Here is a 20,325-nt window from a genome sequence, read left to right on the forward strand (position 1 = left end):
GGTCATGGAGTGGTGCCCGCGGTTCCGCCTCCGGGTGCCGACGGCGGGGGCCGCGGCACGGCCGGCGCGTCGCGGGGTGCGTCGGCCCCGGTGCGCAGCCGGCGGGCGGAGTAGCCGGCCAGGCCGACGGCGAGCAGCAGAGTGCCGCCGTAGAACAGGGGGATCGTCCAGAAGTCGGCGCCCATCTGGCCGATGCCGGTGAGGCCGACGGCGAGCACGGCGACGGCGACGACCGTGCCCAGGGCGTTGGGACGGCCGGGTTTGATCGCGGTCGAGCCGAGGAGGGCGCCGGTGAAGGCGGGCAGGAGATAGTCGAGGCCGACGCTGGGATTGCCGATCTCCTGCTGAGCCGCCAGCAGCACACCGGCGCAGCCGACGATCAGCCCCGACGCGGCGAACGCGTAGACGGTGTACCTGCGGGTCGGGATGCCGACCAGCTCGGCGGCGCGCGGATTGGCACCGATGACGTACAGGCACCGGCCGAGCGGCAGCCGCTCCAGCACCACCCAGAGGGCGACGGCGAGGGCGAGCACGTAGAAGGCGGGCAGCGGGAGGCCGAGGACCCTGGAGTCGTAGAGGCCGGTGAAGGCGGCCGGCAGACCGTGCGGGCCCGGGACGATCCGGCCGCCGCCGGTGACCCAGCCGGTCACGGCGTACAGCATGCTGCCGGTTCCGAGGGTGGCGATGAACGAGTCGATCCGGCCGAACTCGACGACGACGCCGTTGAGGACGCCCACGACCGCCCCTCCGGCGATCACCACGAGGCAGGCCCACGGCCAGGGCCATCCGTGGTTGACGACGAGGTGCAGCACCATGACGTGCGCCAGGCCGAGGCCGTAGCCGAGGGAGAGGTCGAACGAGCCGGTCACGACGGGGACCATGGCGGCGAGTGCGAGGACGGCCGGGATCGCCTGGGTGGACAGGATCGAGTCGACGGTGTCCCGGGTGGGAAACGTGTGCGGCAGCGTGAGGGAGAAGACCAGGAAGAGCAGGGCGGTGAGGACCACCAGGCCGTAGGCGCCCACGAGGTGCCAGGCCGGGCTCCGCCGGTGCGGCCGGGAGCGGGGCGGGAAGGGCGGGGGCGGGGCGGTCATGAGTCCGTGGCCGTGCCGGAGGCCGGCATGGCTGAGGCCGCCCGGGTGAGCCCCGCGACCGAGAGGCCCGCACCGCTCAGCTCGGCCGTCACGCGTCCGCGGACGAACACCAGGGCCCGGCGGCACACGTCCGCCACCTCCTCGAAGTCGGTCGAGACGAGCAGAACCGCGAGGCCGGCGGCCAGCGCCTCGTCGAGCAGGCGGTAGACCGCGGCCTTGGCTCCGATGTCCACGCTCGCGGTCGGCTCCTCCAGGATCAGCAGGCGCAGGTCCCCCCGGAGCCAGCGGCCGATCACGACCTTCTGCTGGTTGCCGCCGGACAGGGTGGCGAGGGGAGCCTCGCTGTCGTGGGGACGCACCGCGAACCGTTCGATCAGCTCCGCGGCCCGGGCGCGTTCACGGCGGGGACCGATCCAGCGCGGCACGGGCGGACCTCCCGCACGGGGATTGGCCAGGAGGTTCTCGCGTACGGTCAGCCCCTCGGCGCAGCCCTCCCGCAGCCGGTCACCGGGCACGAGGCCGACACCGAGAGCGACGGCGTCGGCGACCGTGCGGGGGTCGTAGGGCCTGCCGCCGAGGAGTACCCGGCCGCCGAGGAAGGGCCGGGCCCCGGCGAGCGCGCGGCCCAGGTCCATGTGTCCGGCGCCCGAGAGGCCGACCAGGCCCAGCACCTCCCCGGCCCCCAGTTCCAGGGTGACCGCTCCCGTGCCGACGGTCCGTGCGCCGTCGAGGGTGAGGACGGCGGGGCCGGCCGCGGGGCCGGCAGCGGGGCGATGGCGGGGCAGGTCCTCGCCGACGATGTCGTGCACCAGCCGGGCGGGGTTGTGGCCCGCCAGCGGGCCGTGGCTGACGAGCCTGCCGTCGCGCAGCACGGCGAAGGTGTCGGCGACCTCGTACACCTCGTCCAGGCGGTGGGTGACGTAGAGGATGCCGTGCCCCCGGTCGCGCAGGGCGTGCAGGACGCGGAAGAGCCGGGCGCAGTCCGCGGCGGGGAGGCGGGCGGTCGGCTCGTCGAGGACGACGAGCTTCGCGCGGGCCGCCAGGGCCCGGCCGATGGCGACCAGCGAGCGCTCGGCGGGCCCGAGCCGGGCGACCGGCGTGTCGGGATCGAGGTGCCCGGCGACGGTTCCCAGGGCCTCGGCGCAGCGCTCCCGGGTCCGCTGCCAGGAGATCAGTCCGGCGCGGCGCGGATATCCGATGGTCAGGGCGATGTTCTCGGCGATCGTCATCCACTCCACGAGCCCGAGGTCCTGGTGGATGAAGGACATGTCGCGGGAGGCGGCATGGCTGCCGAGCGGATGCCCGTCCACCGTGATCCGGCCCGCGTCGGCCTGGTGGACGCCCGCCAGCACCTTGATGAGCGTGGACTTTCCCGCACCGTTGGGGCCGAGCAGGGCGAGGACGCTGCCGGCCCGGACGTCGAGGTCCACCCCGTCCAGTGCGAGGGTCCCGCCGAACCGCTTGGCGAGCCCGCGGATGCGGACCAGGGGGTCGGCCCCGAGGGCCCGGACCGTGTTCGCGGAGGTGTCGGGAGGGTCGTGCACGGACATCTCCGGGGGTCGGCAGGGCGATTTCTCCCCGATTTTCCCCGTGATGCCGGTGCGGCACCTCACGCATTCCGGACGTGCCGCCCGCTGTGACACCAACGGGTCAGCCGCGCCGATCGCCTCAGGCGCCGTCGAGCCCCCATTCGGCCCAGATGACCTTGCCCTGTGGGAGGTAGCGCGTACCCCAGCTCTGTGCCAGCTGGGCCACGAGGAACAGGCCGCGGCCGCCCTCGTCGGTGGTGGCCGCCCGGCGCAGGTGCGGGGCGGTGTTGCTGGTGTCGGAGACCTCGCAGATCAGGGCGCGGTCGCGCAGCAGACGGACGCGGATGGGCCCGGAGCCATGGCGGATGGCGTTGGTGACCAGCTCGCTCAGCACCAGCTCCGCGGCGAAGGAGACCTCCTCGAGTCCCCAGTCGGCCAGCCGGCGCAGGGCCGAGGCGCGGACCTCGCTGACGAGGGAGGGGTCGGCGGGCAGGTCCCAGGCGGCGATCCGGTCGGGGTCCAGGGCGCGGGTACGGGCGACGAGCAGGGCGATGTCGTCATGGGGGTGGGCCGGCGCCACGGTGTCCAGGACCGCCTCGCAGATCTCCTCGGGTGTGCGCTCCGGGTGGGCCAGGGTGCCGCGCAGCTGGTCGAGGACCAGGTCGACGTCGCGGCTGCGGTCCTCGATGAGTCCGTCGGTGTAGAGGACCAGCCCGCTGCCCTCGGGGAGGTCGATCTGGGCGGCCTCGAAGGGCAGGCCCCCGAGGCCCAGCGGGGGTCCGGCGGGCAGGTCGGGGAAGGTCACCGTGCCGTCGGGGCTGACCAGCGCGGGGGGAGGATGCCCGGCGCGGGCCATGGTGCACTGCTGTGCGGTCGGGTCGTAGATGGCGTACAGGCAGGTCGCGCCGACGATGCCCGCCTCTCCCGAGGCGTCCTCCCGGTCGAGGCGTCCCACCAGGTTGTCGAGGTGGGCGAGGACCTCGTCCGGGGGGAAGTCGAGTTCGGCGAAGCTGCGGGCGGCGGTGCGCAGCCGGCCCATGGTGGCGGCGGAGAGCATGCCGTGGCCGACGACGTCGCCGACCAGGAGGCCGACACGGCTGCCGGAGAGGGGGATGACGTCGTACCAGTCCCCGCCCACGTCGGACTCCGCGGGCAGGTAGCGGTGCGCCACCTCGACGGCGTCCTGCTCGGGCGGACCCTGCGGGAGCAGGCTGCGCTGCAGGGCCAGGACCATGGTGCGCTCGCGCGTGTAGCGGCGGGCGTTGTCGATGGACAGGGCGGCGCGGGTGGCGAGTTCCTGGGCGAGCGAACGGTCGTCGTCGCCGAAGGCGGCGGGGTCGCGCCCGCGGTAGAAGGCGGCCACGCCCAGGACGACACCGCGGGCGACCAGGGGGACCGCGATGAGGGAGTGGACGTGGGTCAGCAGCTCCTCGGTGTGCTCGGGGTCGTGGGCGAGCCAGCCCGCGGCGATCCTCAGGTCCGGTTCCAGCACCGCCTGCCCGCCGGTCAGACAGCGCAGTTGCGGAGTGGTCGGACCGTAGTCGACGCGCTTGCCGACCGGGTGGAACGGACAGTCGTCGCGGATGCCGTGGACCACCGTCCGGTGCAGGTCGGCGAGGGGGTCGGCGGCCTCCTCGCCGCGCAGTACGGCCTCGGGCAGGTCGATCGTGACGTAGTCGGCCAGTCGCGGCACCGCCGTCTCGGCGAGTTCCTGGGCGGTGCGGCGCACGTCCAGGGTGGTGCCTATGCGCGTGCTCGCGTCGGTCAGCAACTCCAGGCGGCGGCGCGCGGCGAGGGCGTACCGCCCCACGTGCGGCTCCCCCACCAGCACGAGCCCTCTCGCCGGGGGCGGGAGGTGACCGCCCGCCGCGCCGCCGGGCCCGCCCACGGGGGCGCCGGTGCCGCGCGCTTCGGCCCGGCCGGGTACGAGGCCGGGTGCCGCGGCGAGGGGAGCGGCCCCGGACGACGGGACGGCGGGGACGGCGACGACGAGGGCCGGGGCTTCGACGGGGAGGCGCGGCGGCTCCTCGGCCGACCGTGCGACGAGGAGGGGCTCGTGCGGTGCGGGGCCGGGCAGGATGGCCTCGGCGACAAAGCCTTCCACGCCGGTGGCACTCGTCATCGGACGGCTCACCAGGGTGACCCGCCGGCCGTCGGACAGGGGAACGTGGACAGCGGCCCGCTGCGCACCGGAGATCAGCTCGGCCGCCTTTTCCATGAGGATCGCCCGGTCACGGGGGTGCATCCCGAGGGCCAGTTCGCCGACCTCGACGTTGTGGTGAGGGCCGGCGGCGGTTTCGGCCCTGGTGCCCAGGTACGCCCGTAGCAGGGCGCGCTCTCGTTCGGAACTCTGTCCCAGCAGCCGCCGCTCGATGGCGCGGGCCGCCCTGCGTATCACGGTGGCCAGCGCCGGGTCCTCGGCGCCGCGGGGGTAGCCGAGGCACAGGACGCCCTCGATACGGCCGCTGACCGGGTCGCGGACGGGAAGCGCGCGGCAGGCGTTTCCCTGCCCGCGCTCGGCGAAGTGCTCGGCGCCGTAGACCTGGATGAGCTGCCGCTCCGCCAGCGCCAGCCCGATGCCGTTGGTGCCGGCGTACTGCTCGGCGAACACGAATCCGGGCATGCGCTGGAACGCCGGGAGGCTTCTGGCCAGGGACGCGTCTCCGAAGCGGCGCAGGAGTACCGTCCCGTTCGCATCGGCCACGCAGATGTTCATCTTGCTGCCGGCGAACCAGGACTGCAGCCGGTCGAGCACCGGCACGGCCGCTCGGACGATACGGGCATCACGGTCGAAGTCGGCCCGGAAGGGAAGGCCGGACTGGTCGGGCGAGAGTCCCAGGGCCCGGCAGCGCTGCCACGAGTTCGAGATGAGGGCGCGCACGCAGGCTTCGACCGGCTCACCCTCCAGAAAAAGCTCACGGGAACGGGCAGGCCCCGTGCCTTCTGTCGCTCGCCCCATCGGTATCGCTTCCGCTTTTCCGGAACAACCTGACATAGATGAGGATACGGACATTAGGTGCCTGCGGTCACAAAATGGCGACCGGATTGACGGGTGAGCCCGTCCCGCCCGGGATGTTCAGCGGCGCCACGACAAGCAGGAACTCATGCCGCCCCGCCTCCGCCGTCGCGGCCGAAAGGGCCTCCAGATCGAGGTTGTCCAGCAGCGGCACCCCCATCGCGGCCACGACCAGGGCATGGACGGGCGAGTGCACGCCGTCTACGGGTGAGGGCCGTACGTCGCTGTCGCCGTCCCCGCCGAGCAGCGCGATGCCCCGCTCGGCCAGCAGCGGTACGGCGTCCACGTGGAAGCCCGCGCTCGCCGCGCCGGGATCCCAGGCACCGAGCTCCCCGCGGCGGCGGACGTGTCCGGAGCGCAGCAGCGCCGCGTCGCCCTTGCCGATGGTCACACCGAGCGCCTTCTCCGCGGCGATGACGTCCTGTGCGTGCACCGCCTGCCCGGGCTCCAGCCAGCGGATACCCAGGACGCCGGGGAGGTCGAGGAGCACGCCCCGCGTGACGAGGGGGCCGAGCGCCGACACCGCTCCGAAACGGGCACCCGCCGCGCCGACGAGGTCGTTCGCCGTCCGGCCGTCGTAGAGCTGCCCCCGGTAGGCGACATGGCACAGGGCGTCGAGATGGGTGACGGCCTTGCCGTGGTAGTCGGCGGCGATGAAGTCCTTGTGGGTCGAGGGCTCCGGGCTCTCCACGTCACCGAGATCGGTCATGTGGTGCAGAGCGGGCCTGGGGTTGTCGGGGCCGGGCCGGGTGTTCCAGGGCAGCGCCAGCGGAACGACCTGCCCGGACCGCACCGCGGCCGTGGCCCGCCGCACATGCTCCGCCGTCACCCGGTTCCAGGCACCGCGGTCGGCCGGGGCCCAGCGGCCCCAGGTGCGGACCGCCTCGAAGAGCGCGTCGAACTCCCGACGGGAGACGGCGGGCCCGTTGCCGGCACCGGCCGGCCCGGGCTCCGGACCGTCCGCGGAGTTCGGGCTCATCCGTACTCACCGTTCCCAGCGTCGACACGGCCCCGGCGACGGGGCACCGGGCCCGCCGACCCGGATTCCCAGCCTTGCACGACCTGCGCCGAACCGCCGGTCGCCCGCAGGAGACGCGGGCTCCGGCTCGCACCTTCGGCCAGTGGGCCCGCGACCACGCCCGGGAGTTTCTCCCCGATCGATCTTCCGGCGCCCTCGTCCACCGAGGGGCCCGTTCCGTGGAGCGGGCCCCTCGGGCGGCCGGGGTCAGCCGACCTTGCCGGACATGTCGTACTACTGGTAGACGGCCGCGGCGTTGTCCTTGGTGATCCTGGTGGTCTGCAGTGTCTGGTGCTTGCCGACGGTCTTTCCGTGCGCGATGGCCTCGGCGGTGTCCGCCGCCTGCTGGGCTCCGGTCGGGTAGATGAAGGTGGTGTACATCTGGCCGAGCTGTACGGCGCGGATGCCCCCGGTCGGGATGGCGAGCCCGTCGATGCCGACGAACCTGATGCCGTCGGCCTTGCCGGCGCCGAGGGCCGCGAGGACGGCGCCGAGGGCCATGTCGTCGTTCTCACCGTAGACGAGGTCGATCTTCTTGTCCTGGGCGAGCCAACGCTGCGTGATCGCGGTGGCGTTGGCCTTCAGCCACTTCGCCTCCTGGTGGTAGACGATGTTGATGTTGTGTCCGGCGATGGCGTCTCTGAAGCCCTTGTCGCGGTCGATCTGCGGCTGGTCGGACAGGGTCCCCTGCAGCTCGGCCACGTTGCCGCCGTGCGGCAGGGCCTGCACGGCCGCCTCACCGGCGAGCTTGCCGATCTTGTAGTTGTCGCCGCCGATGAAGGACGTGTAGCAGTCGGTGTTCACGGTCCGGTCCAGGACGATGACCGGGATGTGCGCGGTACAGGCCTGCTGCACCGCGGCGGTCAGCGGAGCCGGCTCGTTGGGCGAGAGGATCAGGACGTCGACCTTCTGCTGGATGAAGTTCTGCACCGGGCTCACCTGGGTGGCACTGTCCTGGTGCGCGTCGGTGATGGGCAGCAGCTTCAGGTCCGGGTACTTCTTGACGAAGTACTCGAGCTGCGCGTTGAGCTGGGCGCGGTACGGCTCGGCGTTGTTGGACTGGGAGTAGCCGACCACGAACGTCTTCTTGCCGCTCGCCGAACCGGCGGCGGCGGTCTTCGGCGCGTGGGCGGCGCAGGAGGTGAGGGCGGCGACGGTGGCGGCCGCGGCGGCGATGGCCACAGCGGTACGACGGATCCGGGACACAGCGGACTCCTTGCGTGGGTGAGGGTGAGGGTGAGGGGTGAGCGGTGGTGTGGGGTGTGGGGTGTGGGGACGGTCAGGCGCGGGCGCGCAGGCGGCGCAGCGGCTCGATGAGGGGCTGGAGGAAGCCCGGTCGCTGCAGCACGACGGCCACGACGACGATGAGGCCCTTGATGATCATCTGCATGTTGTCGCTGATCGCGTTGAGCCCCAGGACGTTGTCGAGCAGGGTGAGGATCAGCGCGCCGACGGCGGTGCCGGTGACGGTGCCCTTGCCGCCGGCCAGGCTGGTGCCGCCGATGACGGCCGCGGCGATGGCGTCCAGCTCGTAGGAGGTGCCGGCCAGCGGGTCGGCCGAGGCGCTGTACGCGGCGTCGATGGGACCGGCGAAGCCGGCCAGCAGGCCGCAGAGCGTGAAGACCGTGATGATCACCAGGGTGACGTTGACCCCGGAGAGCCGGGCGGCGGTGGGGTTGCCGCCCACGGCGTACACATGCCGTCCGAACCGGGTCCGGGACAGCAGCAGTTGCACCGCGACGCAGACCGCGACGAACGCGATCACCGGGTAGCCGATGCCCGCGATCAGGGTGTGACCCGGGGTGCCCAGTGCGGCGAACGCGGCGGCCTTGGGCGTGAGGTGGCCGTGCGGGTCCACCAACTGCACGCCGACGGCCACGTTGTTGCTCATCTGCCGGTCGATGCCGCGCACCACCGAGAGCATGGCCAGGGTCATCACGAAGGACTGGATGCGCAGCCAGGTGGTGCCGATCCCGTTGAGGAAGCCGAAGAACGCACCGACCAGCGCGCACAGCGGCACGATCGCCCAGGGCGACAGCCCGTGGTGGACCAGCAGCATCGCCGCCGTCATGGAGCCGATGCCCAGCACCGAACCCACGGACAGGTCGATCCCCGCGGTGAGGATGACCAGGGTGACGCCCACGGCGAGGATGCCGCGTGAGGCGAAGGCGGTGACGGCGTTGGTGAGGTTGTCCTGGTTCCAGAAGATCTGGCCCTTGGTGGCGATGCCCACGGCGACGACGAGCACCAGGCCGATGTAGCTCTGCAGGGAGCCGAGGGACGGCAGGGCCCGGGACAGGCGCCCGCGCAGCGTCTGGAGGTGCTCGCCGGTCCCGGTGGCGGTGTCCTCGGCCGGTGGGAGTGTCTTGCTCATTTCTCTGCCTCGTTCTCGTCGGCCGGTGGTCCGGCCACAACGTTCTGCCGTGCCATCGCCGCGGTGAGGATGGCCTCCTGGGTCGCGGCCGGCCCGTGGGCCGGGTCGCGGTGGAACTCGCCGGTCAGCCGCCCCTCGCAGAGCACGATGATCCGGTCGCACATGCCGATCAGCTCCGGGAGCTCGGAGGAGACGGCGATGATCGCGGTGCCCTGCGCGGCAAGGGTGTCCATCAGGGCGTGGATCTCCGCCTTGGCCCCGACGTCGATGCCCCGCGTCGGCTCGTCGAGCAGCAGCACCGAGGGCTCGGTGAGCAGGCACTTGGCCAGCACCACCTTCTGCTGGTTGCCGCCGGAGAGGGTGCCGACGACGGCGTCCAGACTGTGCGTCTTGGTGCGCAGCTCCGCGACCTTGCCGGCCGCGGCGGCCTTCTCCCGGCGGGCGTCCACGGTGCGCCACGGCCTGAGGTAGCGGTCGAGCGCGGCCAGGGTGGCGTTGAACCGCACCGTGTTGCCGATCACCAGGCTCTGCGCCTTGCGGTCCTCGGCGACCAGCGCGAAGCCTCTGCGGATCGCCCTGCGCGGGGTGTGCGGGGCGTACGGGCGGTCGTTCAGCGTGATCTCGCCGCGCACACGGTCGTCGGCCCCGAAGAGGGCCTCGAGCACCTCGCTGCGCCCGGCGCCCATCAGCCCGGCGACGCCGAGGATCTCCCCGGCCCGCACCTCGAGGTCCACCGAGCGCAGCGGCGTACGGGTGCTGCCGGGCGCGGGAGTGCTCGTCAGGCCCTTCACGCGCAGCCGCACCGTGCCGTCGGAACGCTGTTCCGGGGCCCTGGGGAACAGCTCGCCCAGCGGCCGTCCGACCATCAGCCGTACCAGCTCGGCGCGGTCGGTGCCGGCGATCGGGCGGTGGCCCGCGAAGGTGCCGTCGCGCAGTACGGTCGCCGAGTCGGCGATCTCCTCCAGCTCCTCCAGCCGGTGGGAGATGTAGATCAACCCGACGCCGCGGGCTGCCAGCCGGCGGATCACGGTGAACAGCCGCTCCACCTCGGCCTCGGCGAGCGCCGACGTCGGCTCGTCCAGCACCAGGATCCGCAGGGTGCCGTTCAGCGCCTTGGCCACCTCGACGAGCTGCTGCTCGGCGATGCGGCAGTCGCGGACCAGTTGCCGCGGGGGCAGGTCGAGGCCGAGGTCGGCCAGCAGTTCCGCGGTGCGGGCGTGCATCGCCGCGCGGTCCAGGGTGCCGCGTGCGGTGCGCAGTTCGCGGCCGAGGAAGACGTTGTCGGACACGGACAGTTCGGGGACCAGGTTGAGTTCCTGGTGGATCAGCGAGATGCCGTGCTGCTGGGCGTGCTTCGGGGAGTGGATCCGCACCGGCTCGCCGTCGATCTCGATGGTCCCCTGATAGTCGGCGTGCACCCCGGCGAGGATGTTCATGAGCGTCGACTTGCCGGCGCCGTTCTCGCCGAGCAACGCCACGACCTCGCCGGGGTGGACGGTCAGTTCGACGTCGCTGAGCGCCCGGACGCCCGGGAACTCCTTGCTGATGCCCCGCATTCGCAGCAGGGCGGGCGGTTCGCCGCTCATGCCGCGCCGTCCGCGCCATAGCGGACCTCCCTTTGGTGCACAGGTGGTGGAGCAGGATTTTAGGAAATCGATTTCAAAAACTTCCCCACCATCCGCTTTCCGTGGAGGGGTGGGATGGCCAAGGAGGGGCCCACTTGCTGTGGGCTGGGCTCCGGCGGGATCTTGAAATCCTTTTCAGCGAAACGTAGGGTTTGCCTCCGAGGGGTGTCAAGAGCCGCGTACGAGTCGACCGCAGCGGGGCGGCGTCGACCCGGCACCCCGCGACTGCGGCCCCTGGTGGGCGAGGAGGGGTCGGAGGACCTATGACGACGATCAACGACGTGGCCCAGGCCGCCGGAGTCTCCCCGGCGACGGTCTCCCGGGTCTTCAATGGCGGTCGCGTCACGGCCGAGCGCACCGAACGGGTCCGGCGCGCGGCGGCCGAACTGGGCTTCGCCCCCAACCGGGTCGCCCGGTCGCTGCGCACGCAGCGCAGCAGCGTCATCGGACTGCTCATCCCGGACATCGCGAACCCGTTCTTCACCGCGCTGGCCCGCGGCGTCGAGGACGCCGCCCAGCGGACCAGCCTCTCGGTGGTGCTGTGCAACACCGACGAGAACGTCGACAAGGAGCGGCGCTACCTGGACATCGCGGTCGCCGAGCAGATGGCGGGCGTCATCATGGCGGCCGCGTCACGCAGCCGTACCGACCTGTCCGCCCTCGAGGGCCGCCGCATCCCCGTGGTCGCGGTGGACCGCCGGCTGCGCGGGGCCGAGGTGGACGCCGTGCTCGTGGACAACGAGGAGGGCAGCGAGGCGGCCACCGCGCACCTGCTGGCTCGCGGCTACCGGCGGATCGCCTGCATCACCGGCCCGCAGGGCGCCTCCACCTCGGAGGAGCGGCTGGCAGGCTACCGACGGGCGCTCCAGGACTTCCTGGACGAGGACCCGGGTGCCGCTCCCGAGGACGTGGACCTGCTGCACGACTTCACCCGCCATGCCGACTTCAAGGTCGAGGGCGGGCGCAGGGCCATGGCCGACCTGCTCGCGGCGCCGCGGCGGCCGGACGCGGTCTTCGCGGCCAACAACCTGATGGCCGTCGGGGCGCTGCAGGCGGTACACGAGGCGGGTCTGGAATCACCGGACATCGGCGTGCTGTCGTTCGGGGAGGTGCCCTGGGCGCCGCTGGTGCGGCCCAGCCTGACCACGGTGCAGTTGCCCTCGTACGACCTCGGGTGGACAGCGGCCAACCTGCTGCTCGACCGCGTCGCCGGGAAACGTGACCCGTTGCGCACAGTGGTGCTGCGCAGCTCCCTCCAGGTCAGGGAGAGCACCGCCGGGCCGACGGGCCACCGCCCCCGGACAGCGGGCCGACGGCAGTGAGGCCACCGCTTCGGGGGCGGCGTCCGCCACCCAGCCCCTTCGTTCACTTCACGGCCTGCTCGCAAGCGCCACCGTCGCCCACCGGGGCCGCTCCGGGCAGCCGGGCAGAGACTCGGGCCGCTACGCCCTCGGGCAGGGCACGAAGCGCGAAGTCGGTGTCCATGAGCGGGGAATGGACGGGGCCGGGCTGCCCCCGGCGGCAGCCGCGCGTGTCGCGGAGGATGCAGGGCAGCGGGACGTGGCTCCTCGGCGCTGTCCACCGCTGAGTTCGCCGCACTGCGCGCCGTGGGGTTCGAGCCGGTGGGCCAGGTCATGGGCTCGGCCGTCCACCACGTGGGCCGCAGCGGCCGGTACCGGGGCTGTCACGACTGTCTTTACGGCGGGATACGGAACGTCTTCAGCGGCGCCGAAGCCGTACGACCGCTGCGCGAGGACCACGTCATCGAGCGCCCCACGATGGTGCTCAGCCTGGACGGCTGACACCCGGTCCAGCGGACTCGGCGCACCCACCACCGCGAGAGGTCCCACGATGACCTCGCCACACGACCCCGTCCCGTTCGAGCCCGGCGGGCCACCCGACTCCCTCGGCCTGCTGACAGCCGCGCTGCGCGGGGACGCCGCCGACCTGGAGGTCTACGCCCGGGTGCTCACCGGGACTCTCGCGAAGGCGCTGCCACCGGGTTCCGTCGCCGTGCAGCGCAGACGGAGCATGGCCGACCGGCTCGCGGGCCGACGCACGGTCACGGGCGGCGCTGGAACGCCTGGTACTCGGCGAGTAGGACCGCCGCTTCGGCCGTTGTCAGTGGCGGCCGCTACCGTCTGCCCCGTGAACGCAGACCGACCCGGCGGCGGGGCCGACGAGGTGGCGCGCTGTCGGCGTGCGGCGCTCGATCATGTGCTGCGGGTGATCGCGGACGCTCCGTGGAGTGGAAGTCTGGTGCTGCGGGGCAGCATGGTCATGCCGGCGTGGGTGGGAGCGGGCGCGCGGGAACCCGGTGACCTCGACTGGGTGGTGCTGGAGAGTGCCGTCGGGGTCGATGCGCTGGACCCGTATCCGTATGTGGACCGGCTCGACATCGTGCAGCAGTGGCCCGAGGCCGCCGACGGTGCGGCGCGGTACGAGATATGGGCGGACGAGGAGTTCGGCACCGGCGGGCAGCGGCCCGTGCTCCCGCCCGAGGGGCTGCACTGGCTGGCCGACGAGGACACCGTGGAGACCGGGCCGCCGTATCTGGATCTGCTCGAGCGCCTCGCGCGGCATCCGGAGGCGGCCCCGGGGCTGGTTCTCGACGCGGACAAGGCACGCGTCGACGGCACCTGGACGTACGCGTACCACGACACACCCGGAGTGCGCCTCGTCGTCCCCTGGCATGCGGAAGGTCTGCCGTCCGGTGAGGTGCGGCTCGACTTCGCCCGCGACGAACAGCTGCCCGAGGCCCCGGTGTGGACGCTGGTACCGCGCGGCGACGGCGGACAGCCCGTCCCGGTGCGCACGGTGAGCCGGGAGCTGTCCCTGACCTGGAAGCTGCTCTGGCTGCACACCGACAGCCGGGACGGGGGCCGCGCGCAGGGCAAGGACCTGTACGACGCGGTCCTCCTCGCGGAGGGACAGGGCGCCCGGCTTCCGCAACGCCTGCTGCGCGGCGTCTTCCGCCGGGCGGCCGTACCCGCGGGCCCCGATGCCCTCGACCCGGCCGCGGTGCTCGGGTGGGATGTGGACTGGGCCGCGTTCCGGGAGCGGTACCCCGACGTCCGGGGCGCGGCGGAGGAATGGCTGCGCCGGCTCGTCCGGGCACTGGCCCCGCTCGGAAAATGACGTGCCCCGGCCGCGCTTCCCCCCGTACCGTCATCCCGTACCGAGCGCCGCCACGACCGTATGACGGCGCCTGTCGTCCGACACCGAGGGGAGCTTGGCCATGCGTGCGCGCAGTGCTGTTCTCGCTCCCCGTTCCCGGTACGAGGTGATCCTCGTGTCCTCGTCCGGCCGGTGCCCGCTGCGCGGCCGGCACCGGACGCCCGTGACGTCACGCTGACCTGCCCTGCCCTGTCGCACCGGCACACGCTTCGGCTCGCACGGGTGAATCGCGCTGCCCCTTTTTCTCAGATCCCCAGAGAGTCTCTGGGCTTCCGAAAGGCCTCGGGCCGTGCGCACCGACATCACCAGCCTCGCCGCCGTCCGCAACCTCGGCATCCTCGCCCACGTCGACGCGGGCAAGACCACCGTCACCGAGCGGATCCTGTACGCGACCGGCACCACCCACAAGCGGGGCGAGGTGCACGACGGCACCACCGTCACCGACTTCGACCCGCAGGAACGCGACCGCGGCATCACCATCTTCGCCGCCGCCGTGAGCTGTGCCTGGGACGGACATCGCATCAATCTCATCGACACCCCCGGGCACGTCGACTTCGCCGACGAGGTCGAGCGCTCGCTGCGCGTCCTCGACGGGGCGGTCGCCGTGTTCGACGCCGTCGCCGGGGTCGAACCGCAGAGCGAGTCGGTGTGGCGGCAGGCCGACCGGCACGGCGTGCCGCGCATCGCGTTCGTCAACAAGCTGGACCGCGCGGGCGCCGACCTCGACAAGGCCGTCGCCTCGATCCGGGACCGGCTGCACCCGGCGCCGCTGGTCGTGCAGTTGCCCATCGGCGCCGAGGACACGTTCACCGGCGTCGTCGACCTGGTGCGGATGCGCGCGCTGACGTGGGGCGACGGTACGGGTACGGCCGTGGAGGGGGCCGTACCCGAGACGCTGCGCGAGGAGGCCGTACGCCGCAGGCGGCAGCTCGAGGAGACCGTGGCCGGGCTGCATCCGGGCGCGCTGGAGGAGTTCTGCGACCGGGACGCACTCACGCCCGCCACGCTCGCCACCGCACTGCGCGACCTCACCCGCACCGGGGACGGCCTGGTCGTCCTCGCCGGTTCCGCCTACCGCAACCGCGGCATCGAGCCGTTGCTGGACGCGGTCGTCGCCTATCTGCCGTCCCCGCTCGACGTCCCCGCCGTACGTGGCGAACACGAGGGCAGCGAGCAAGAGCGGGTGGCCGATCCCCAAGTCCCGTTCGCAGGACTGGTGTTCAAGGTGAACGCGAGCGCCACCGGGCGGCTGGCCTACGTCCGTGTCTACTCCGGCACCCTCGAGAAAGGAGACACCGTGCGCGAGCAGGGCAGCGGGCGTACCGAGCGCGTGGCGCGCATCCTGCGGGTCATGGCGGACCGGCACGTCCAGCTGGACCGGGCGGTGGCCGGGGACATCGTGGCGCTCGCCGGTGTGAAGTCGGCGCGGGCCGGCTCCACGCTGTGCGACCCCGGTGCCCCGCTGCTGCTGGAACCGCCGGTCGCCGCCGAGCCCGTGGTGTCCGTCGCCGTCGAGGCCCGGCGGGCCACGGACACCGGCCGGCTGGCGGTGGCGCTGGCCCGGCTGGCCGAGGAGGACCCCTCGCTGGTGGTGCGCACCGACGCCGAGACCGGGCAGACCGTGCTGTCCGGGATGGGCGAACTCCATCTGGAGGTCGCGGTGGAGAAGATCCGGCGCGACGGGGGACCGGAGGTCACCGTGGGGCGGCCGCGGGTCGCGTACCGCGAGACCGTCGTCGGGGGAGTGGCCGGGTTCGTGTACCGGCACGTCAAACAGGACGGCGGGGCAGGGCAGTTCGCCCATGTCGTGCTCGACGTGGAACCGCTCGGGCCCGAAGCCGGCGTCACCGGCTTCGAGTTCCGTTCCGCCGTCGTCGGTGGACGGGTGCCGCAGGAGTACGTCCGTGCGGTGGAGGCCGGATGCCGGGACGCCCTCGCCGAGGGTCCGCTCGACGGGCACCCGGTGACCGGGCTGCGGGTCACGCTCACCGACGGCTCCACCCACGTGAAGGACTCCTCCGACACGGCCTTCCGCACCGCCGGCCGGCTCGGGCTCCGCACGGCCCTGCGCGCCTGCGTCATGGCCCTGCTGGAACCGGTCGCCGAGGTCACGGTCACCGTGCCCGAGGACGCCGTCGGTACGGTCCTCGGCGACCTGGCCGCCCGACGCGGCCGCGTCGCCGGCTCCGGGACGCGGGGTGGCGCGGCCGTCCTGACGGCAACCGTGCCACTGGCCGAACTCTTCGGCTACGCCACCCGGTTGCGCAGCCGCACCCAGGGCCGCGGCACCTTCACGACCCGCCCCACCGGCTACGCCCCGGCACCGCGACCGACGCCGGCACCGGCAACGACACCGCGAGCGGTGAGCGCTCCGGTCCGGTAGTGGTGCGTGCTGCGGTTCGGCAACGGTGACTGCTCCGGTCCGGTGACGGTGTGCGCTGCGGTGCGATAGCGGTGCGCACGCCGGTCCGGTAGCCGTGTCCGGTCCGGTAGTGGTGCGCTCTGTCGGTCCGGTAACCGTGTCCGGTCCGGTCCGGTGCGGTAGTGGTGCGCTCTGCCGGTCCGGCAACGGTGACCGCTCCGGCCCGGATCACGGTGTCTGCTCCGGTGTCCCGGTGACGGCGTGCGCTCCGGTCCGGCAGCGGTGCGCGCTGCGGTCCGGCAACGCTCACCGCTCCGGCCCCGGTTACGGTGTCCGCTCCAGTCCCGGGGATGGCTTGGGCTCGGGGCCGGCAACGCTGACCGTCCTGGCCCGGTAGCGGTGAGCGTTACGGTGCCGGTAGCGGACACCCGGTCCCGTCCGTTCCCTGACGGGCCGTGCCACGAGCTCCCCGGCCCGTGGCGCGGCCTCCGTCCTCGCGGTCTCGGGGCCCTGGCCTTGCGGTCTCCGGGGCTCCGCCCCCGGCCCCGCTGCCTCCCAGCCCCGTCCCCTCACGACGGCCGACCGGGCCGGGCAGCCGTCGTCACCGCGGGCACCGGACCGCGCACCACGCCGGACCACCGCATCACATCGCCCGCGCCGCACCACACCCCACCGCCCCGGCACCCGTAAGCCGCAACCCACACAGCCCCCAGCACCACCCCCGTCCCCAAGACACCACCCCCCGGCGAACAAGTCCAACCACCTCCCCCCACCTCTGCCGAACTCTGCCAAAGCCCTTGACGGCCGCCGCCCACGCGGTTTAACTCACGTCGTAAATTAAGCCATGAGGAGCTTTCGGGAGTCGAGCGCGATGTCGTGCGATGTCGGCTTCCGTCGGCGCCCTCGGGGTTCGACTCCCGGAAAGGGACACCAGGAGCCATGCGCAGAATCCGAGCCGCGGCCACCGGCGCCGCCGCCCTGTCTCTCGCCCTCGCGGCCACGGCCTGCGGCGGTGGTTCCGCGACCGGGGGCGGGTCGAACGACTCACCGAAGACGCTGACGTACTGGGCGTCCAACCAGGGCGCCAGCATCGCCGTCGACCAGCAGGTCCTGAAGCCCGAACTCGACAAGTTCCAGAAGCAGACCGGCATCAAGGTGAAGCTGGAGGTCGTGCCCTGGTCCGATCTGCTCAACCGGATCCTCACCGCCACCACCTCCGGCCAGGGCCCGGACGTGCTCAACATCGGCAACACCTGGAGCGCCTCGCTGCAGGCGACCGGCGCGCTGCTGCCGTGGGACGCGCAGAACTTCGCGAAGATCGGCGGCAAGGACCGGTTCGTGGACTCGGCTCTCGGCTCGACCGGCGCCGCGGGCAAGGACCCGGCCGCGGTCCCGCTGTACTCGATGGCCTACGCCCTCTACTACAACAAGAAGATCTTCGCCGACGCCGGCATCTCCCAACCCCCGGCCACCTGGGACCAGTTGGTCGCCGACGGCAAGAAGATCAAGGCCAGGGGCAAGGCCGTGCTCGGCGCCGAGGGCGGCAACGTGTCCGAGAACATCCACCACGTCTTCGTCTTCGCCAAGCAGCACGGCGCGGACTTCTTCACCGCCGACGGCAAGCCCGACTTCACCAACCCCAAGGTGGTGGACGCGGTCAGGAGCTACGTCGACCTGATGGCCAAGGACCAGGTCATCCCGGCCGGTGACGCCGAGTACGCGCAGAACCAGTCGGTCAGCGACTTCGCCAAGGGCAAGCTGGCGATGCTGCTGTGGCAGTCCGCGTCCGCCAACCTCAAGTCCCAGGGCATGAGCGACGATTCCTACGGCATCGCACCCGTGCCCGTGATCTCCGGCACCCCCGGCAGCGGCACCCAGGTCAACTCGATGGTCGCCGGCATCAACCTCGCCGTCTTCAAGAACACCCACAACCTCGACGGCGCCACGACGTTCGTGAAGTTCCTGACCTCCGACGAGGAACAGAAGACCCTCAACAAGGCCTACAGCACCATCCCACCCGTCAAGTCCGCACAGGCCGACGCCTCGTTCGGCACCCCGGCCAACGCCGTGCTGAAGAACACCCTCGCCACGTCCGCGGCAGCCCTGCCGCAGGTCGCGTCCGAGTCGCAGTTCGAGACGGCGGTCGGTACGGCGGTCAAGGAGCTGTTCGCCGACGCCGCCGCCGGGCGGACGGTGACCGCCGACTCGGTCAAGGCCGCGCTGGAGAAGGCACAGCAGCAGATGCCGGCGGCGTGAGCGAGACCATGACCACCACCACCTTCGAGGAGCCGGTGCGTGAGACGGCCCCCGGTGCGACGGCGGCGCACGAACCCCGCCGCCGTCCCGGGCGGATCCGCCGCGCCGGTCTGCCCTACCTGCTGCTCCTGCCCGCGCTCGTGCTCGAACTCCTCGTCCATCTGGTGCCGATGGTCATCGGCATCGTGATGAGCTTCAAGGAGCTGACCCAGTTCTACATCCGCGACTGGGGCACCGCCCCCTGGTCCGGTCTCGGCAACTACAGGATGTCGGTCGACTTCAACGCCCCCGTCGGCAAAGCCCTGTTGCACTCCTTCGCCGTCACCGTCGCCTTCACCCTGCTGTCGGTCGGCCTGTGCTGGCTGATCGGCACCGCCGCCGCCGTCTTCATGCAGGACACCTTCCGCGGCCGCGGACTGCTGCGCGCCCTGTTCCTGGTGCCGTACGCGCTACCCGTCTACGCGGCCGTCATCACCTGGGTGTTCATGTTCCAGCACGACAACGGCCTGGTGAACCACGTCCTGCACGACCAGCTGCACCTCACCGGCAAGCCCTCCTTCTGGCTCATCGGCGACAACAGCTTCTACGCCCTGCTGACCGTGTCGGTGTGGAAGGGCTGGCCGTTCGCCTTCCTCATCGTCATGGCAGGACTCCAGAACATCCCACGGGAGTTGTACGAGGCGGCCGCGCTGGACGGGGCCGGGATGTGGCAGCAGATCCGCCGCATCACCCTCCCCTCGCTGCGCCCGGTCAACCAGGTGCTGGTCCTTGTCCTCTTCCTCTGGACGTTCAACGACTTCAACACGCCGTACGTCCTGTTCGGCAGGGCCGCCCCGGAGGCCGCGGACCTGATCTCGGTCCACATCTACCAAGCCTCCTTCGTCACCTGGAACTTCGGCACCGGCTCCGCGATGTCCGTCCTGCTGCTGCTCTTCCTGCTCGTCGTCACGGGCGTCTATCTGCTGCTCACCTCGCGCGGACGGAGGGCATCCGATGCATAACTCGCCGATGGCGCCGCCCCGTTCGTTCCTGTGGTCCCGGCGGATCTTCCTGACGCTGCTCACCGGTTTCGTGCTGATCCCGGTGTACGTGATGGTCTCCAGCTCGCTGAAGCCGCTCGCGGACGTCACCGGCGAGTTCCGCTGGCTGCCCAGCGGGCTGACGATCCGGCCGTACATCGACATCTGGTCGACGGTCCCGCTCGCCCGGTACTTCGTGAACTCGCTGATCGTGGCGGGCGCGGCGACGGTCTGCTCGGTGGTCATCGCGGTGTTCGCCGCCTACGCCGTCAGCCGTTACGACTTCCGTGGCAAGCGGGTGTTCACGGTGACCGTGCTGTCGACGCAGATGTTCCCGGGCATCCTCTTCCTGCTCCCGCTGTTCCTGCTCTACGTCAACATCGGCAACGCCACCGGCATCGCCCTGTTCGGCTCCCGCGGCGGCCTGATCCTGACGTATCTGACCTTCTCCCTCCCCTTCTCCATCTGGATGCTGATCGGCTACTTCGACTCGGTGCCGCGTGACCTGGACGAGGCGGCGCTGGTGGACGGCTGCGGCCCGCTCGGCGCGCTGCTCCGCATCGTCGTGCCGGCCGCGATCCCCGGCATCGTCGCGGTCGCCGTCTACGCCTTCATGACCGCGTGGGGCGAGGTGCTCTTCGCGTCCGTCATGACCAACGACACCACCCGTACCCTCGCCGTCGGTCTCCAGGGCTACTCCACCCTCAACAACGTCTACTGGAACCAGATCATGGCCGCCTCGCTGGTCGTCAGCGTGCCCGTGGTGGCCGGGTTCCTGCTGCTGCAGCGCTATCTCGTCGCCGGGCTGACGGCGGGTGCCGTCAAGTGACCAACACTCGTGACACCGAAGGGACT

General features: G+C 72.0%; 14 protein-coding genes. 7 read left to right on the forward strand and 7 right to left on the reverse strand.

The window, feature by feature from the left end; translation table 11 throughout:
• Nucleotides 1–2 precede the first annotated feature (2 nt).
• From ACH47Z_RS21855 to ACH47Z_RS21885, 7 genes are all read right to left on the reverse strand, one after another.
• On the reverse strand, nucleotides 3–1,094 hold the full coding sequence (locus ACH47Z_RS21855) for an ABC transporter permease (RefSeq protein WP_399076043.1): 1,092 nt from the start codon (nucleotides 1,092–1,094) through the stop codon (nucleotides 3–5).
• A complete protein-coding gene (locus ACH47Z_RS21860; RefSeq protein ID WP_399076046.1) occupies nucleotides 1,091–2,638 on the reverse strand; it encodes a sugar ABC transporter ATP-binding protein in 1,548 nt (515 codons plus the stop codon). The genes ACH47Z_RS21855 and ACH47Z_RS21860 overlap by 4 nt, the downstream gene beginning before the upstream one ends.
• Nucleotides 2,639–2,762: 124 nt before the next feature.
• A complete protein-coding gene (locus ACH47Z_RS21865; protein ID WP_399076048.1) occupies nucleotides 2,763–5,582 on the reverse strand; it encodes a SpoIIE family protein phosphatase in 2,820 nt (939 codons plus the stop codon).
• 67 nt (nucleotides 5,583–5,649) lie between these two features.
• Nucleotides 5,650–6,618, reverse strand: a complete 969-nt coding sequence (locus ACH47Z_RS21870; protein WP_399076050.1) for a cyclase family protein — start codon at nucleotides 6,616–6,618, stop codon at nucleotides 5,650–5,652.
• Between the two features lie 273 nt (nucleotides 6,619–6,891).
• On the reverse strand, nucleotides 6,892–7,863 hold the full coding sequence (locus ACH47Z_RS21875) for a substrate-binding domain-containing protein (RefSeq protein ID WP_399076052.1): 972 nt from the start codon (nucleotides 7,861–7,863) through the stop codon (nucleotides 6,892–6,894).
• Between the two features lie 73 nt (nucleotides 7,864–7,936).
• Nucleotides 7,937–9,031, reverse strand: a complete 1,095-nt coding sequence (locus ACH47Z_RS21880; RefSeq protein WP_399076054.1) for an ABC transporter permease — start codon at nucleotides 9,029–9,031, stop codon at nucleotides 7,937–7,939.
• Entirely contained in the window at nucleotides 9,028–10,617 is a 1,590-nt protein-coding gene (locus tag ACH47Z_RS21885) for a sugar ABC transporter ATP-binding protein (protein WP_399076056.1), read from the reverse strand. Before ACH47Z_RS21885 ends, ACH47Z_RS21880 begins: the two co-directional genes overlap by 4 nt.
• A 302-nt stretch (nucleotides 10,618–10,919) precedes the next feature.
• On the opposite strand from ACH47Z_RS21885, the gene ACH47Z_RS21890 reads away from it, so the two are divergent.
• The 7 genes from ACH47Z_RS21890 to ACH47Z_RS21920 all read left to right on the forward strand — a co-directional run bounded on the left by ACH47Z_RS21890 (nucleotide 10,920) and on the right by ACH47Z_RS21920 (nucleotide 20,299).
• On the forward strand, nucleotides 10,920–11,978 hold the full coding sequence (locus tag ACH47Z_RS21890; protein WP_399076058.1) for a LacI family DNA-binding transcriptional regulator: 1,059 nt from the start codon (nucleotides 10,920–10,922) through the stop codon (nucleotides 11,976–11,978).
• 285 nt (nucleotides 11,979–12,263) lie between these two features.
• Entirely contained in the window at nucleotides 12,264–12,458 is a 195-nt protein-coding gene (locus ACH47Z_RS21895; protein ID WP_399076060.1) for a hypothetical protein, read from the forward strand.
• Between the two features lie 49 nt (nucleotides 12,459–12,507).
• Complete coding sequence (locus ACH47Z_RS21900; protein WP_399076062.1) at nucleotides 12,508–13,794, forward strand: nucleotidyl transferase AbiEii/AbiGii toxin family protein; 1,287 nt, start codon at nucleotides 12,508–12,510, stop codon at nucleotides 13,792–13,794.
• A gap of 328 nt (nucleotides 13,795–14,122) precedes the next feature.
• Nucleotides 14,123–16,216, forward strand: a complete 2,094-nt coding sequence (fusA, locus tag ACH47Z_RS21905) for an elongation factor G (RefSeq protein ID WP_399076065.1) — start codon at nucleotides 14,123–14,125, stop codon at nucleotides 16,214–16,216.
• 918 nt (nucleotides 16,217–17,134) lie between these two features.
• Nucleotides 17,135–18,451 carry an ABC transporter substrate-binding protein gene (locus tag ACH47Z_RS21910; RefSeq protein ID WP_399076067.1) on the forward strand — a complete coding sequence of 439 codons (1,317 nt, stop codon included), beginning with the start codon at nucleotides 17,135–17,137 and terminating at the stop codon, nucleotides 18,449–18,451.
• 8 nt (nucleotides 18,452–18,459) lie between these two features.
• On the forward strand, nucleotides 18,460–19,452 hold the full coding sequence (locus ACH47Z_RS21915; RefSeq protein WP_399076436.1) for a carbohydrate ABC transporter permease: 993 nt from the start codon (nucleotides 18,460–18,462) through the stop codon (nucleotides 19,450–19,452).
• 7 nt (nucleotides 19,453–19,459) lie between these two features.
• The gene (locus ACH47Z_RS21920) at nucleotides 19,460–20,299 is read left to right on the forward strand and encodes a carbohydrate ABC transporter permease (RefSeq protein WP_399076438.1); all 840 of its coding nucleotides are present in this window, start codon (nucleotides 19,460–19,462) and stop codon (nucleotides 20,297–20,299) included.
• The last annotated feature ends 26 nt before the right edge of the window (nucleotides 20,300–20,325 follow it).

The organism is Streptomyces sp. NPDC020192 (assembly GCF_044388685.1).
Classification (GTDB): Bacteria; Actinomycetota; Actinomycetes; order Streptomycetales; family Streptomycetaceae; genus Streptomyces.

What these genes read in the sequence shown, in the direction of transcription:
- ACH47Z_RS21855 (WP_399076043.1), bottom strand. Translation starts at nt 1,094, where the DNA reads ATGACCGCCCCGCCCCCGCCCTTCCCGCCCCGCTCCCGGCCGCACCGG.
- ACH47Z_RS21865 (WP_399076048.1), bottom strand. Translation starts at nt 5,582, where the DNA reads ATGGGGCGAGCGACAGAAGGCACGGGGCCTGCCCGTTCCCGTGAGCTT.
- ACH47Z_RS21870 (WP_399076050.1), bottom strand. Translation starts at nt 6,618, where the DNA reads ATGAGCCCGAACTCCGCGGACGGTCCGGAGCCCGGGCCGGCCGGTGCC.
- ACH47Z_RS21880 (WP_399076054.1), bottom strand. Translation starts at nt 9,031, where the DNA reads ATGAGCAAGACACTCCCACCGGCCGAGGACACCGCCACCGGGACCGGC.
- ACH47Z_RS21885 (WP_399076056.1), bottom strand. Translation starts at nt 10,617, where the DNA reads ATGAGCGGCGAACCGCCCGCCCTGCTGCGAATGCGGGGCATCAGCAAG.
- ACH47Z_RS21890 (WP_399076058.1), top strand. Translation starts at nt 10,920, where the DNA reads ATGACGACGATCAACGACGTGGCCCAGGCCGCCGGAGTCTCCCCGGCG.
- ACH47Z_RS21900 (WP_399076062.1), top strand. Translation starts at nt 12,508, where the DNA reads ATGACCTCGCCACACGACCCCGTCCCGTTCGAGCCCGGCGGGCCACCC.
- ACH47Z_RS21910 (WP_399076067.1), top strand. Translation starts at nt 17,135, where the DNA reads ATGCGCAGAATCCGAGCCGCGGCCACCGGCGCCGCCGCCCTGTCTCTC.
- ACH47Z_RS21915 (WP_399076436.1), top strand. Translation starts at nt 18,460, where the DNA reads ATGACCACCACCACCTTCGAGGAGCCGGTGCGTGAGACGGCCCCCGGT.
- ACH47Z_RS21920 (WP_399076438.1), top strand. Translation starts at nt 19,460, where the DNA reads ATGGCGCCGCCCCGTTCGTTCCTGTGGTCCCGGCGGATCTTCCTGACG.